We start from the raw sequence: 14,004 nt of genomic DNA, 5'->3' as shown, positions 1-14,004 counted from the left end.
GTTCTCAACGCCCTGTGGACTCTCAAGAACAAGCGGGTTGCCGTCTGGGGTCTTGCCTTCAAACCCAACACCGACGACATAAGGGAGGCTCCATCCCTCAGGATACTGCCGGAGCTGCTTAAAAGGGGAGCCAAAGTGAGGGCTTACGACCCGAAAGCCACCGAGAACTTCAGGAGGGTGTTCCTCCCCGGAGAGGATTTAACTTACGTGGAGGACAAGTACGATGCTGTTGATGGGGCTGAAGCCCTCTTAATACTTACCGAGTGGGAGGAGTTTGCCAAGGCTGACATGAAGAAGGTAAGAGAGCTGATGGAACTTCCCGTGGTGGTGGACGGCAGGAACGTCTTTGAGCCTGAGCGTATGAAGCAGTTCGGTTTTGAGTACTTCTCTATAGGGAGGGGGTGAAGAAGTCCGGGTGTTCCGGGGCGTGCTTCTCAAACCAGTGGTTCAGGTCTTCGTAGTCGTACTCTCCGTCCCGTGAGAATACCTGCTCAAACTCGTCAAAGCTCATACCCTCAAGTATAGCAAGTATGTAAAACCTCACCCCAGGCTCGTCCTTGGGGTTCATCCTGTACACTTCCTTGAGGATCTTCAGAGCCTCTTCAAGCTCACCCACTTCCCAGTAGAAGGCTCCCATATTTATTAAGGCTTTTATTATGTGCCTGTTGGTGGAATGTTTCCACTCAAGCCTGTCCGGTAGCCTTCCCTCCTCCGATATAAGCTCCATGGCTCTCCTGTAAGCCTCCTCAAGAACTTCCTCCGCGTCCTTAACCCTTCCCTCCATCTCGTATATGTCGTGGAGGAGAACGTAGGGTTCAAGGTAGTAAGGGTCTCTCTCTATGAGACTTCTGAGCCTATCCTTCACCTTGTCAACCTTTCCTTCCCGGAAGAGCTCACTTACCTCTCTGAACTCGTCCTCCAGCTCTCTCCTTACGTCCACAAACTCCCGCATCACAGAATATATTAATCCCTTACCAGAGTTAGCCCCTTAGCTTCCTCAAGCGCCCTCCTGAACTCCTCCCCCGTTATCCTCCTTGCGAGCTCCGGGTAATCCTTAGCCTTATAGAAGGGGTAGTACTGATCCATCACGTTCACCGCCAGCTTTGGGTCTATCTCCCTCAGAAACCTCAAAACCTCTCCTGTGGTGGACAGGTCGTTGGGAAGAACCAGATGTCTTACAATAAGTCCCCTCACGGCTACGCCGTCCTTATCAACCTCCAGGTTGCCCACCTGTCGGTACATCTCCCTTATGGCTTCCTTAGCATGCCGGGGGTAGTCCTTCACCCTTGAGTACTTTCTGCCGAACTCTCTGTTCAGGTACTTTAAGTCCGCGAGGTATATGTCAACTACTCCGTCAAGGAGCCTCAAGCTCTCTAAGGAATCAAAGGAGGATGTGTTGTAAACAATGGGTATCCTGAGACCACGCTCAATTGCTATGTAAAGGGCTTCAAGTATCTGGGGAACGACGTGCGAGGGCGACACGAGGTTTACGTTGTGAACTCCCAGCTTCTGGAGCTCAAGCATAATGCCTGCAAGCTCCTCGGGACTCACCTCCTCTCCCTCGCCCAGGTGGCTCACCTCGTAGTTCTGGCAATAGACACACCTCATATTGCAGTAGGAGAAGAATATGGTTCCGCTTCCCCTGTAACCTCTTATGGGGAACTCCTCCCCTCTGTGAGGGAAGTAAGAAGACACCCTCGCATACCTGCCCGTCTTACAGTATCCGGTATCGTCGTCCAGCCTGTTCACACCACACTCGTGGGGGCAGACCCTGCAGGAGAGAAGCATATCCTTGGCTCTCTCCACCCTATCTTTCAGCTCACCGCTCTCGTAAAGGGTAAGGTAGTACGGGTACTCCATGGGAATAATTTACTTACCTCTTTATAGGCTTTCTATGAGCTCCTCCACACGCCTCCCTATCTCATCTCTAACCCACCGGAAGCCGTAAAGCCCCCTACCCGCAGGGTCAGGTATAGCCCAGTGTTCTGTCCTGACTCCCGGAGGTACGGGACACTCACGCTTGGCAGAGTCACAGAGGGTAACGACCAGGTCAACCTCGTCCAAAGGAATGTCGTCCAGACTCTTTGAACGCTGGGAGGATATATCTATACCCACCTCCTCCATGACCTTTATAGCGAGTCTGTGAACGTAGCCTGCCGGTCTGGAACCTGCGGAGAACACCTCTATGTCTTTACCCAATTGCCGGGATACGTGTCTGGCAAAACCCTCCGCTATCTGGCTCCTGGCAGAGTTCCCGGTGCACAGGAAGGCTATCTTCACCCAAAATATTTTATATGAAAGTTGAGTTTCTAAAATCCACCACCGCAGACTTCCCACCTCCGGACAAACCCGAGGTCGTGTTCGTTGGGCGCTCCAACGTGGGCAAGAGCTCCCTGATAAACATGGTTACCGGCAGGAACATAGCGAGGGTGAGCAAAGAGCCCGGCAGGACGAGGACTATAAACTACTTCCTCCTGAACGACAGCGTTTACCTCGTTGATGTCCCCGGCTACGGTTTCGCCCGTGTTCCAAAGGAAGAGCAGGATAAGTGGAAGAGGATGATGGAGAACTACTTTAAGGGGAGGAAAGAGAACATAAGAGTGGTCTTTCTCTTGATAGACGCCGTTGCCGGCGTGCAGAAGTTAGACAGACAGATGATAGAGTGGCTCCAGTTCGTAGGTCTGCCCTTCGTTGTAGTCCTCACCAAGACGGACAAGGCCAAGCAGAAGGAGCTCTCCCGAACGCTTAAGCAGGTTAAAGAGCTCGTGGGTAGCTCCGCGATAGTTATGAGCTCCGCCCGGGAGGGGAGGGGTAAGAAGGAGATACTCAGCAGGATATTCGCCCCTTAGCTGTATAATCCTTTAGGTGATGGAGAGCCGCTCAACCACCATACTCGCAGTCAGGAAGAACGGAGAGACCGTTATAGGCGGGGACGGACAGGTCACCGTTGGAAGCTCCGTCATAAAGCACTCGGCGAGGAAGATAAGGAGGCTGTACAAAGAGCAGGTGATTGTTGGGTTCGCCGGTAGCGCGGCGGACGGTCTCGCCCTTATGGAGCGGCTTGAGCAGAAGCTTGAGGAGTTCAGGGGAAACCTCCTCAGGGCGTCCGTTGAGCTGGCAAAGGATTGGAGGATGGACAAATACCTTCGCAGGCTGGAAGCTCTCCTCCTCGCGGTGGACAGGGAGCACATGCTCCTCCTCTCCGGCAACGGGGACATAATAGAGCCTGACGAGCCCGTTCTGGGAATAGGCTCGGGAGGAGACTACGCCAGATCGGCTGCGCTCGCCCTTTACAGGAACACGGATATGTCCGCGGAGGAGATAGTGAGGAAGTCCCTTGAGATAGCCTCCGAGATATGCGTATACACGAACTCAAGCCTCGTTATTGAAAAACTCTAAATTGAACACCCCTCTAAATGACCTGCCGATAGCACTCCCTACGCTCTCAGTCCTCAAAATTAAACTTGCTTAAGTGCCTGAGACACCACAAAATTATTACTATGGGCAAGAAGTACTTCATAAAGACCTTCGGTTGTCAGATGAACTTCAACGACTCCGAGAGGATAAGGGGAATACTCAGGACGCTCGGCTATGAGCCCGCAGAGAGCTGGGAAGAGGCTGACCTTATACTCCTTAACACCTGCACCATAAGGGAAAAGCCAGACCAGAAGGTTCTCTCCCACATAGGGGAGTATAAAAAGATAAAGGAGAGAAACCCCAACGCCCTGATAGCGGTGTCCGGCTGTCTGGCACAGAGGGCTGGCTGGGAGCTCGTCCAGAAGGCTCCTGCGGTGGACATAATGTTCTCCTCCTTCAACATGCATCAGCTTCCCGAGCTCATAAACCAGGCTCAGGCTGGATACAAGGCGGTCGCCATACTGGAGGCTCCGCCGGAGGACGAGGATGCGGTCTGGGACTTCCCCACCGAGAGGGACAACCCCTACTGCGCTTACGTGACCATAATTAAAGGTTGCGATAAGAACTGTACCTACTGTGTGGTTCCCAAGACGAGAGGCAAAGAGCGTTCAAGGTCTATGTACAGCATCTTAGAAGAGGTGAAGAAGCTCGTAGACGAAGGCGTCAGGGAGATACACCTGCTCGGTCAGAACGTTACAGCGTGGGGTAAGGACTTTGAAAGACCCATTCCCTTCTCCGAGCTCCTCTACGAGGTCTCCAAGGTAGACGGCGTGGAGAGGATACGCTTCACAACCGGACATCCCAAAGACCTCACCGACGACACAGTTGAGGCTATGGCGGACATACCTCAGGTCTGCAACGCTCTTCACCTTCCCTTCCAGGCGGGCTCGGACAGGATACTTGAGCTGATGGACAGGAAGTACACCAAGGAGTTTTATCTTGATAGGATAAACCGTCTCAAGGAGGCGGTGGAAGACATAGCCCTCTCCACGGACATAATAGTGGGCTTTCCCACGGAGACCGACGAGGACTTTGAACACACCCTTGACGTGGTCAGGGAGGTGGAGTTTGAGCAGGTGTTTTCCTTCAAGTACTCTCCCAGACCGGGCACACCGGCGGCAGAGATGGAGGGACAGGTTCCCGACGAGGTTAAGACAGAGCGCATGAGCAGGCTCCTTGAGCTTCAAAAGGCTATAATGGGCAAGCTCTCCAAGAGGTACGAGGGAACAGTTCAGAAGGTTCTCGTTGAGGAGGAGAGGGGAGAAGGAACGCTCATAGGCAGGACTACCACCAATAAGTGGGCTACCTTTAAAGGTGGTAGAGAGCTTCTCGGAAAGATCGTTAAGGTGAGGGTTGAGAGCGCCTCTCCCTTTAACCTTGAGTGTGAGCTTTTGGAGGTGGTGAGATGATAGAGATGACGGTTCACGGAGTTACCCTTGACCCTGTGTCCCAGATGCCCATAGTGGTGTTAAAGGCTAAGGAGGACGAGGAAACGATACTCCCCATATGGATAGGAGCCTTTGAGGCTAACGGTATAGCCATGAAACTTCAGGACGTTGAACCACCCAGACCCATGACCTACGACCTTTTGAAGACGGTTATAACCGAGATGGGCGGTAATGTGGAGAGGATAGTGATAAACGACCTCAAGGACAGCACCTACTACGCGGAGATATACATAGTTCAGGGAAACAACACCCTAGTTATAGACTCAAGACCCAGCGATGCGATAAACGTCGCCCTCAGGTTTGGAGCTCCCATATTCGTTGCGGAGGAAGTTCTTGAGAAGTCGCGTGTACCCGAACCCGAGGAGGACGACGAGAAGCAGAGGCTTAGGGAGTGGCTTGAGAACATAAGACCCGAGGACTTTGAGATAGGAGGTGAGCACAGCTAAAGACACTTTCCGCAAAAGTTTTCTATCGGGCACTCTCCGCACCTCGGTCTCTGGGGTGTGCATATCCTCTGCCCGAAGGCGACCAGCAGCCTGTTTATAACTATCCAGTACTCCTCTGGAAGGACTTCCATGAGCTTTTTCTCCGTTTCCTCGGGTGTCCTGGTCTTTACCAGACACCAGCGGTTGGTTATCCTGTGAACGTGGGTATCAACGCATATAGCGGGAATGCTGTATCCGTCAGCGAGGACGAGGTTTGCAACCTTCCTGCCAACGCCGGGCAGTCTAAGGAGCTCCTCCCTCGTCTTGGGAACCTCCCCACCGAAGTCCCTTATGAGGATCTCCGCAAGTTTCTTTAGTTGCTTTGCCTTGTTCCTGTAAAAGCCCACCGGGTATATAAGCTCCTCAAGTTCCTTTAGGGGCAATTTGAGTATGTCCTCCGGACTCTTTACCTTCTTAAAAAACTTCTCACAGACCTTCGCTGTGGTCTCGTCCCTCGTCCTCGTGGAGAGAAGGGCGCAGATGAGGACTTTGAAGGGGTCGTGGGTGTGTTGGGCGACGAGTGTAACCACGGGAGCCTCCCATCTTTCGTAGTGTTCTTTTAGAATCTCTATGACCCTGGGAATGTCCGACCTGTTCATGGGTGAACATTTTAAAATACTGCCCATGAGAACCCCTCTCTACGAAGTCCACAGAAAACTCGGTGCGCGCTTCACGGACTTCAACGGGTGGGAGATGCCCCTCCAGTACTCGGGGATAGTGGACGAGGTGAAGGCTGTCAGAGAAGGCGCAGGGGTGTTTGACATATCCCACATGGGGAGGTTCTTTGTCTCTGGAAAGGACGCCTTCGGCGTTCTCCAGAAGCTCACGACAAACAACCTTGAGAAGTTGAAACCCGGGAGGGTTCAGTACAACCTCTTCACCAACGAAAGGGGAGGCGTAAAGGACGATGTAACCGTATATATGCTCTCGGAGGAAGAGTTCTTCCTCTGTGTAAATGCGGGCAACAGGGAGAAGATAAAGGAGTGGGTGGGAAAGCACATACCCCTTGAGGACGCCTCCGATAGAACCGTCCAGATCGCCCTTCAGGGCAGGGAGGGCGAGAGAATACTGAGCAGGTTTTACGACGTCTCCGACCTGAAGTACTACCATTTCAAGACCTTTGGGGACACGATTGTTTCAAGAACCGGCTACACCGGGGAGGACGGCTTTGAGGTTTACGCACCCGTGGACGAAGGAGTGGAGCTCTTTAAAGAGCTCGTGAAAGAGGTAAAATCCTGCGGTCTCGGGGCGAGGGACGTCCTCAGGATAGAGGCTGGCTTTCCCCTCTACGGACACGAGATCTCAGAAGATATAACGCCCCTTGAGGCGAACTTAGACAGGTTCGTTGACCTCTCCAAGGAGTTTGTAGGAAGGGAAGCGCTATTGGAAAGAAAACCCGAGCGCAAGCTCTTCGGACTTGAGATGGTGGATAAGGGTGTCCCCCGTGAGGGGTACCGAGTATTCAAGGAAGACAGGGAGATCGGAGTGGTCTCCAGCGGGACCTTCTCCCCCACACTCGGCAAGGGAATAGCCCTCTGCTTCGTTGATATAGAGGAGAGGAAGGAGGGAAACGAAGTCTTCCTTGAGGTAAGAAACAGACTCCTCAGGGCTGTGCTGAGGAAGTACCCCTTCGTGAAACGTCCCAAGAAGTGAGCCTTTAAACTATTCCCATGCGTATAGCAACCATAGACATAGGCTCCTACTCGGTCAGGCTCACCGTCGCGGAGGTCAAGAACGGAGACATAGAGATACTCCTTGAGAAGGGCTACATAACATCCCTTGGGAGCGGCGTTAAGGAGACAGGACGTCTCAGGGAGGATAGAGTTGAAGAGACCCTTCGGGTACTAGAGGAATACAGGAATGACATAGAGAACCTCGGCGTTGATAAGGTTGTGGCGGTTGCCACCGAAGCTCTCAGGAGGGCAGAAAACGCTGATGAGTTTTTGAAAGAAGTCAGGAAGAGGACGGGGATTGAGGTAAAGATCATAACCCCCCAGGAGGAAGGTGAGCTCGCCTTCTTAGCGACCGCCTACTCTCTGAGACCGGAGGGAGAGTTCCTCGTGGTTGACCAGGGAGGTGGCTCAACGGAGTTCATCTTCGGCTCTGACATGAGGGTGAAGGACATGGTATCCCTACCCGTTGGGATAGTTAACCTGACCGAGAGCTTCCTCAAGCACGACCCTCCCACGGAAGAAGAGGTTAAAAAGCTCATGGACTTCTTAGAGGAGAAGATAAAACCCCTAAAGAGGGAAGTTGACGAGATAGTTGGACTCGGCGGCACCATAACAACCCTCGTAGCCCTTGAGAAGGGAGTTTACCCCTACGACCCCTCTAGAATTCACGGGGAGAGGCTGAGCCTTGAAGCTTTGAGGAGGTGGTTTAAAACCCTGGTATCCATGCCCTACAGGGAGAGGAGCAGAAGGTTTAAACAGATAGAGGACAGGAGGGCTGAGGTGATAGTCTCCGGGATAGCCATGTTCGTAAAGCTCCTTGAGGTGTTTGATAAGGACAGCCTGAGGGTGGGCGACTGGGGAGTGAAGCACGGGCTCATAGTGAAGGAGGCGCTTTCTGAAAAGCCTTAGCCCGTATAATATTTAGCGGAATGAAGAATACAACCTACAACCTTATTGGTTTCGCACTCCTCGTTATCCTGTCGCTTGCGGTCGTCCTTTACAAGCCCGTAAACCTCGGTCTTGACCTGAGGGGCGGTATATCCATGGTGCTTGAGCCTGATTACTCAAAGGCTCTAAAGCATGAGTACGAGAAGACCGCGCGCCTTGTGGAGAAAACCCTCAGGGAAAAGGGATTGAGGATACTTGATGTGCTCGCATACCCCGACAGGCTGGAGATTGAGTACTTGGAAGAGAGCGAGCTGCCCCGCATAGAGGAAGCTGTGAGGGACATAATTCAGGATGCCGTTATTGAAAGGAAAGGAGAGGGTATCCTCAGGGTAACCTTCTCCACAGCTTACTTAGAGCAATTCAGGAAGGACATAATAGACCAGACCATAGAAGTCCTCAGAAACCGGATAGACAAGCTCGGTGTGGCGCAGCCCGTAGTTACCCGTCTCGGCAAGGAGAGGATACTCGTTGAGCTCCCGGGCTTTCTTGACATAGAGAGGGCGAAGAGGATAATAGGTAGCACCGCATCTTTAGAGCTAAAGCTCGTCATAGATAGCTCCTACTCACGGGAAGAGCTGGAGAAGAAGCTAACAAAGAACACCGAGATACTCCCCTCAAGGGAAGGACAGGAGTGGTTCCTCGTGGATAAGGTTCCCGTGATATCGGGTTCAGACCTCAAGACCGCCTACATGACAAAGGACGAGTTCGGCGCACCCGCCGTTGGTTTTGAGCTCAAGAGCGAAGCAGCTGATAAGTTCGGTGAATTCACATACAAGAACATAGGTAAGAGGCTTGCGATAGTCCTTGAGGACAAGGTCGTCTCCGCCCCGGTCATAAGAAGCAGGATATCGGACAGGGGACAGATAACGGGCAACTTCACGCCCCAAGAGGTCAGAGACCTCGCACTCATACTGCGGACGGGGGCGCTCCCCACGAGCCTCAAGATACTTCAGGAGAAGGTGGTCGGTCCATCCCTGGGTAAGGACGCCATAGAGCAGGGCATAAAGGCTGGAGTACTCGGGTTCTTCCTCCTGCTCCTGGTAGTCATAGTGCGCTACAAGACCGCCGGTGTGTCCGCTACCGTTTCCATACTCCTTAACGGACTGCTCCTGTGGGCTGGTCTCGCAGGTCTCGGCGCAACCCTCACGCTACCCGGCATAGCAGGAATAATCCTGAACATGGGTATAGCGGTGGACTCCAACGTCCTGATATTTGAGAGGGTTAAGGAGGAGCTGAAGCTGGGGAACACACTCAGGAAGGCGATAGAGCTCGGTTACAGGAGGACGCTGAGCGCCGTGTGGGACACCCACATAACCCTACTCGTTGCCTCCCTCATACTCTTCCAGTTCGGCAGCGGTCCCGTAAAGGGGTTTGCCACAACCCTCGCCATAGGAACGATAGCGAGCTTCCTATCAAACGTTTACTACGCCAAGGTCTTCCTTGACTTCCTCGCAAAACGCAGGTGGCTCAAGATTTAGAACTGAGCGCCTATCTGGGATATGAGGTCGTATATGGGGAGCAGGAGGCTGATCATGATTATCGCCATGAAGAGACCTACGGTGATGATTATCAGGGGCTCAATTATCTTCGCTATGTTCTGGGTTATGTAGTCCAGCTTGTTGTAGTAGTATCTGGCAAGGTAGTCAAGCTGGTCGTCAAGCCCGCCGGTTTCCTCACCGACCGCTATCATCCTGAGCATCAGGGAGGGAAAGAGCTGAGTCCTCCTCATGCTCTCGCTTATGGAACTACCGCCCGATACGCTCTCCTTCATTGACGCCATAGCCCTTTTAAAGACTCTGTTGTGGAAGGACTCCTCAAGGGTCTGCAGGGTCTCGTAAAGGGATACTCCGGCGGAAACGAGGAGTCTCATGTACTCTGAGAAGAAGGCGTAGTTGAAGTTGTAGAGGATCATGTTTATTATTGGCACCTTCAGGAAGAGCTTATCGGTAACGTACCTGAACCTCTCGTTCTTCTTCCTAAGCAAGAGTATGGTGACAGTGAGGATAACGAAGAAGGCTGATATGTAGAGTATGTACTCCTTCACGAACTCGGATATGTTCATGACAACGATTGTTATGGTGGGGAGCTGGACGTTGAGCCCCTTGAAAAGTTCCGCGAGCTTCGGCAGGACGTAGACGAGCCAGAATACAAGGGCTATAGTTACCGTGAACACGGCGAAGGCAGGGTATATGAGAGCCTGCTTTACCTTGCTCACAAAGTCCTCTATCCTCGCGTAGTGCTCCGATATGTCCTTGAAGACCCGGTCAAGGCTTCCCGTCTCCTCACCGATCCTGACGAGGTTGACGGCTATTGAACCGAGGACGTCCTCATAGCGTGCCAGAGCATCCGATATGGACAGCCCAGACTGTATCCTGTAAGCCACGTCGTGGAGCATGTCCTTTATCGCCGGGTTCTCCATGTCCTCCGCGAGATCCCACAGACCTACCCCGAGAGGAACCCCAGACTGGGCAAGGAGGTGAAGGTTCTCAAAGAGGTCTATAAGGTCTTTTCTCTTTACACTTCTGAAGTGGAGCGTCTTCTGAACCTTTCCCAGAAGCTCGGGTCTTCTGGAAACCTTAATTGGTGTAAGGTTCAGGAACTCAAGGAAGGAGAGGAGCTGGACTTCATTGTCCGCCTCTATCGCCCTGCTCACAACCCTCCCAGAGTTGTCAACCGCCTTAACAGCATAGTAGGGCATCAGCCTACCACCCTCTTGACCTCTTCTGGAGTAGTAACACCTTTCAGAACCTTTAGTAGTCCGTCCTCTTTAAGGGTTCTCATACCCTTCTCCTTAGCCCTCTGTAGTATTGCAAGGGGTGGGTAACCCCTCACTATCATGTCCCCTATCTCTTCGTCCACCCTGAGGAGCTCCACCACAGCCACCCTGCCGAGATAAGCTGTCCCCCTGCAGTGCTCGCACCCCTTACCCCTGAAGAGGGTAAGCTCGTCTTTATCAACGTATTTGTCAAGGCTCTCCTCAGAAAAGCCGAAGGCTTTTAGCTCTTCCTTAGTGGTTTTATAGGCTTCCCTGCAGAACATACATATCTTCCTTATGAGCCTCTGGGCTGATATGGCGAGAACCCCCGAAGCCACCATGTACTCCTTCACCTTCAGGTCTATGAGTCTCGGTATGGTGCTAACGGCATCGTTGGTGTGGAGCGTGGACAGAACGAGGTGCCCTGTTATGGCAGCCCTAACCGCCATCTCCGCCGTCTCCTCGTCCCTTATCTCACCCACGAGTATCACGTCGGGGTCTTGTCTGAGAAAGTGTCTCACAGCCTTCGCAAAGGTGTACCCTGCCTTCTCGTTCACCTGAGTTTGCTTTATGAAGGGAAACCTGTACTCTATAGGGTCTTCAACGGTGAGTATGTTCTTACGCAGGGAGTTTATCCTCCTGAGGGAGGCATATAAAGTCGTCGTTTTACCGGAACCGGTCGGACCCGTAACCAGTATCATTCCGTAGGGCTTTGATATCACCTCCTCAAACTCCTGAAGTATATCCTCCTCAAAGCCGAGGTTCTTGAGGTTAAAGAGGGAGAGGTTCTTGGGCAGCAACCTCATAACGACGTTCTCACCGTAAGCGGTGGGTAACGTAGACGCCCTAACATCATAGCTCTCCCCCAAGAAGGTGTAGGAGAAGCCTCCGTCCTGAGGAAGCCTCTGCTCGGAGATGTCCATACCGCTGATGATCTTCACCCTTGATACGAGCGAGGGGTGCAGTTCTGCCGGTATGGAGAAGTAATGGTGCAAGACACCATCTATCCTGTAAAACACGTGGGAGGCAAGGCTCTCCGGCGATATGTGAACGTCCGTCGCCCTCTCAATTATCCCCTCGTTCATGAAGAGGTCAACAAGTTTGGGGACGTCCGCCTCACCAGTCGGTGCCCTCTTAACTATCTCCTCAATCTGTTCCTCAAGGGGTCTCTCCAGCTGTTCGTAGTAAATCTCAATACTCCTGAGTATGCTCTCCCTGTCCGCAACGTATATGTCCACCTCAAGACCGGTCTTCCTCTTTACAAGGTCAATTATGTTCACGTTGAAGGGGTCTGAGACAGCCAGCTTGAGCCTGCCATCTTCAAGCTTGAGAGGTAGCACTTCCAGCTGTTTGGCTGTGTTCCTGTCTATCAACCTGAGAGCGTCCAGCGAGGGTGGGTACAGGGAGAGGTCTATGAACTCCCTTCCCGCCTGGTGGGCTATAGCCTGAGCGAGCTCCTGAGGAGACACAAAGGACAGGTCAACGAGTATCTCCCCGAGGCTCTCGCCGTTTAGCTTCTGAACCTCAAGGGCGACCTCAAGCTGATCCTGAGACAGAAAGCCGAGTTCTTGTAGGAGCTCTCCGAGCTTCTTGCGTGCCATTTTTAGTTGTGTGCTTTTTCTTTAGTCTTTATAGGCGTAAGAGTTATTATTCCAAAGGCTATTATTCCTAAAGCGAGGATAATAAGCCCTCCAACAGCAACAACCGTATCCGGGTTCATTCAACCAACCTCCTCAGCTTTAAGGTAATCCCGAGAAAAACCACGAGCAACAGAAGTATCAACAGTGTTGAGCCTAAAAAAGCGATCTTCTCCCCTCTGGTATTGAAATCTGGGAATTTAAGTAGAAGGTTTCCAAAGTAAGCGCTCATACCAGATACAGCCACCGCCGTTCCAACCCAAAGAGTCTTGTAAAAGTCGTATTTCCTTTCCATCATTCACTTAAATTTGAAGTACATGGTGTTCGTTCCTTCAATGGCGGTGTAGTCATTTTTAGCCCTTATCCATCCTGCGTTGTACAGCCCGTCGTCGTACTTCAGGTCTATGTCACGGGCTATGTCCGTGGGGATACCCTGAAAGCCGATCCAGTGGTAGGTTAGCCCTTGAAAGTTTATGTACCCGACCGCTATGGGTCCTCCGAAGCTGTGAGTCGGGTTCTCCCTGCCTATACCCGCTATGAACTCTCCCAATCTGAGGTGCTGCCAGACCTTACACTCCTCCGTATTGGTTGCGTCCGTGCATTTGAAGTCAAGGACACCAAGGTTTGCCGTCTCTATCTTTCCGTCACCGTCCCCGTTGAAGAGCGTGTCCACGCCCCACCTCTGAGACACCTTGTCATCGTCCCCCGGAAGCTTTCCGTATCTGTCGTAGTAGGAGTAGAACACCGCAACCATCTCAAGGTAAGTCCTGTGCACCCTCTTTATCTGGGCATTCCTTATCAGCTCCTGCCCTTTGAGTATGAAACCTATCAGAATTCCGATTATTATCAGGACTATGGCGAGCTCTATAAGGGTGAAGCCTTTATCTCTCTTCATATCTCCCCTCTTCCGGAATAGTCTAATACTTTAAAGTCGGTATTTGGGAGTTTTGTTTAAAGGAAAGCCCGCTTCGGCGGGCTTGAATGTTAAGGTTTCTTATCAAAGTAGTAGATAATAGCAACGATGTTGGTTAGCCCTGTCCACGTTGTAGATGTCGTGTGCGAAATTCCATCTGCAACCACATTAGCTGTTCCTGCAGTTGGATCATCAACAGCAGTTGCTCCTATAATAATACCTGAGTTTGGCCCCTCCGAACCATCAAAGGACGTATCAAGAGCAAGGGCGTACTCAAGCTCTGTATCTCCAAAGGTAGTTTGACAGTCGTCTGACACGCAAATAACCATTACATTTCGATTCGGATTCGTTCCATCGTTCCCATATCCATAGTAGATATACCAAGAGGAACCGCCTATGCTCACCGTATGAGAAGTGGGGGACTGAGAAGTATTCGTATAGCACGTATTTGCTAATGGATCTGCATCTATGAGCCCGTCTTTGTCTGTGTCACCAGGAAATGTTTGAAGTTTATCAACACAGATCCACATAGGAAGTTCATATCTCCTAACCTCGTTTATAAACTTTTTCAATCTTGCATTCTGTATCAAATCCTGCCCCTTTAAAACCATTCCTATGATTATCCCAATTATCACAAGGACTATGGCGAGCTCAATCAGGGTGAAACCCTTATCTCTTCTCATATTCACACCTCCTGTCTCCATGCTGGTGAATATTATCGGACTATG

The 14,004-nt window shown here is 51.8% G+C and carries 17 protein-coding genes; 8 read left to right on the top strand and 9 right to left on the bottom strand.

Translation table 11 applies throughout. The annotated features are described in order from the left end of the window. Window positions 1-405 (top strand): UDP binding domain-containing protein (locus HG1285_RS15090; RefSeq protein WP_008286206.1); only part of this gene is annotated, 405 nt, incomplete at its 5' end. Here the strand turns inward: HG1285_RS15090 and HG1285_RS15095 are convergent. From HG1285_RS15095 to HG1285_RS15105, 3 genes are read right to left on the bottom strand one after another with little or no spacing between them, the layout of a single operon-like run. Further along, window positions 389-940: an ATP-dependent protease gene (locus tag HG1285_RS15095; protein ID WP_008286205.1), complete on the bottom strand. Its 552-nt coding sequence runs from the start codon at window positions 938-940 to the stop codon at window positions 389-391. The genes HG1285_RS15090 and HG1285_RS15095 overlap by 17 nt on opposite strands. 23 nt (window positions 941-963) lie before the next feature. Then, window positions 964-1,860, bottom strand: a complete 897-nt coding sequence (locus tag HG1285_RS15100; RefSeq protein ID WP_008286204.1) for a radical SAM protein — start codon at window positions 1,858-1,860, stop codon at window positions 964-966. Window positions 1,861-1,881: 21 nt separating this feature from the next. Further along, a complete protein-coding gene (locus tag HG1285_RS15105) occupies window positions 1,882-2,280 on the bottom strand; it encodes an arsenate reductase ArsC (RefSeq protein WP_008286203.1) in 399 nt (132 codons plus the stop codon). Between the two features lie 14 nt (window positions 2,281-2,294). Here HG1285_RS15105 and yihA point away from each other — a divergent pair, with 14 nt between their 5' ends. The 4 genes from yihA to HG1285_RS15125 all read left to right on the top strand — a co-directional run bounded on the left by yihA (window position 2,295) and on the right by HG1285_RS15125 (window position 5,311). Then, on the top strand, window positions 2,295-2,849 hold the full coding sequence (gene yihA, locus HG1285_RS15110; protein ID WP_008286202.1) for a ribosome biogenesis GTP-binding protein YihA/YsxC: 555 nt from the start codon (window positions 2,295-2,297) through the stop codon (window positions 2,847-2,849). Window positions 2,850-2,868: 19 nt separating this feature from the next. Continuing rightward, entirely contained in the window at window positions 2,869-3,399 is a 531-nt protein-coding gene (hslV, locus tag HG1285_RS15115) for an ATP-dependent protease subunit HslV (RefSeq protein ID WP_008286201.1), read from the top strand. A gap of 101 nt (window positions 3,400-3,500) precedes the next feature. Next, the gene (gene miaB, locus HG1285_RS15120; protein WP_008286200.1) at window positions 3,501-4,826 is read left to right on the top strand and encodes a tRNA (N6-isopentenyl adenosine(37)-C2)-methylthiotransferase MiaB; all 1,326 of its coding nucleotides are present in this window, start codon (window positions 3,501-3,503) and stop codon (window positions 4,824-4,826) included. After that, a complete protein-coding gene (locus HG1285_RS15125) occupies window positions 4,823-5,311 on the top strand; it encodes a bifunctional nuclease family protein (RefSeq protein ID WP_008286199.1) in 489 nt (162 codons plus the stop codon). Before miaB ends, HG1285_RS15125 begins: the two co-directional genes overlap by 4 nt. Here HG1285_RS15125 and nth read toward each other — a convergent pair. After that, window positions 5,308-5,949, bottom strand: a complete 642-nt coding sequence (gene nth, locus HG1285_RS15130) for an endonuclease III (RefSeq protein ID WP_008286198.1) — start codon at window positions 5,947-5,949, stop codon at window positions 5,308-5,310. The genes HG1285_RS15125 and nth overlap by 4 nt on opposite strands. Between nth and gcvT the strand changes: the two genes are divergently transcribed. The 3 genes from gcvT to secD are packed head-to-tail and all read left to right on the top strand — an operon-like array spanning window position 5,921 to window position 9,449. After that, entirely contained in the window at window positions 5,921-7,003 is a 1,083-nt protein-coding gene (gene gcvT, locus HG1285_RS15135; RefSeq protein WP_232219440.1) for a glycine cleavage system aminomethyltransferase GcvT, read from the top strand. The genes nth and gcvT overlap by 29 nt on opposite strands. A gap of 17 nt (window positions 7,004-7,020) precedes the next feature. Beyond that, window positions 7,021-7,932 (top strand): Ppx/GppA phosphatase family protein, encoded by a 912-nt coding sequence (locus HG1285_RS15140; RefSeq protein ID WP_008286196.1) that lies wholly within the window; start codon window positions 7,021-7,023, stop codon window positions 7,930-7,932. Between the two features lie 20 nt (window positions 7,933-7,952). After that, complete coding sequence (secD, locus tag HG1285_RS15145; protein ID WP_008286195.1) at window positions 7,953-9,449, top strand: protein translocase subunit SecD; 1,497 nt, start codon at window positions 7,953-7,955, stop codon at window positions 9,447-9,449. Here secD and HG1285_RS15150 read toward each other — a convergent pair. From HG1285_RS15150 to HG1285_RS18655, 5 genes are all read right to left on the bottom strand, one after another. Further along, window positions 9,446-10,669 carry a type II secretion system F family protein gene (locus tag HG1285_RS15150; RefSeq protein WP_008286194.1) on the bottom strand — a complete coding sequence of 408 codons (1,224 nt, stop codon included), beginning with the start codon at window positions 10,667-10,669 and terminating at the stop codon, window positions 9,446-9,448. The two genes, secD and HG1285_RS15150, sit on opposite strands and share 4 nt — an antisense overlap. Further along, a complete protein-coding gene (locus HG1285_RS15155; protein WP_008286193.1) occupies window positions 10,669-12,327 on the bottom strand; it encodes a GspE/PulE family protein in 1,659 nt (552 codons plus the stop codon). Before HG1285_RS15155 ends, HG1285_RS15150 begins: the two co-directional genes overlap by 1 nt. A 115-nt stretch (window positions 12,328-12,442) precedes the next feature. Beyond that, window positions 12,443-12,658 carry a hypothetical protein gene (locus HG1285_RS15160; protein ID WP_157560426.1) on the bottom strand — a complete coding sequence of 72 codons (216 nt, stop codon included), beginning with the start codon at window positions 12,656-12,658 and terminating at the stop codon, window positions 12,443-12,445. A 3-nt stretch (window positions 12,659-12,661) separates the two neighbouring features. Next, window positions 12,662-13,258: a prepilin-type N-terminal cleavage/methylation domain-containing protein gene (locus HG1285_RS15165; protein WP_008286190.1), complete on the bottom strand. Its 597-nt coding sequence runs from the start codon at window positions 13,256-13,258 to the stop codon at window positions 12,662-12,664. 89 nt (window positions 13,259-13,347) lie between these two features. After that, window positions 13,348-13,959 (bottom strand): prepilin-type N-terminal cleavage/methylation domain-containing protein, encoded by a 612-nt coding sequence (locus HG1285_RS18655; RefSeq protein WP_008286189.1) that lies wholly within the window; start codon window positions 13,957-13,959, stop codon window positions 13,348-13,350. Window positions 13,960-14,004: the final 45 nt, after the last annotated feature.

It is taken from the genome of Hydrogenivirga sp. 128-5-R1-1 (assembly GCF_000171895.1).
Note: the sequence above shows the minus strand (reverse complement) of the source record. Positions and strands in the feature narration are given on the sequence as shown.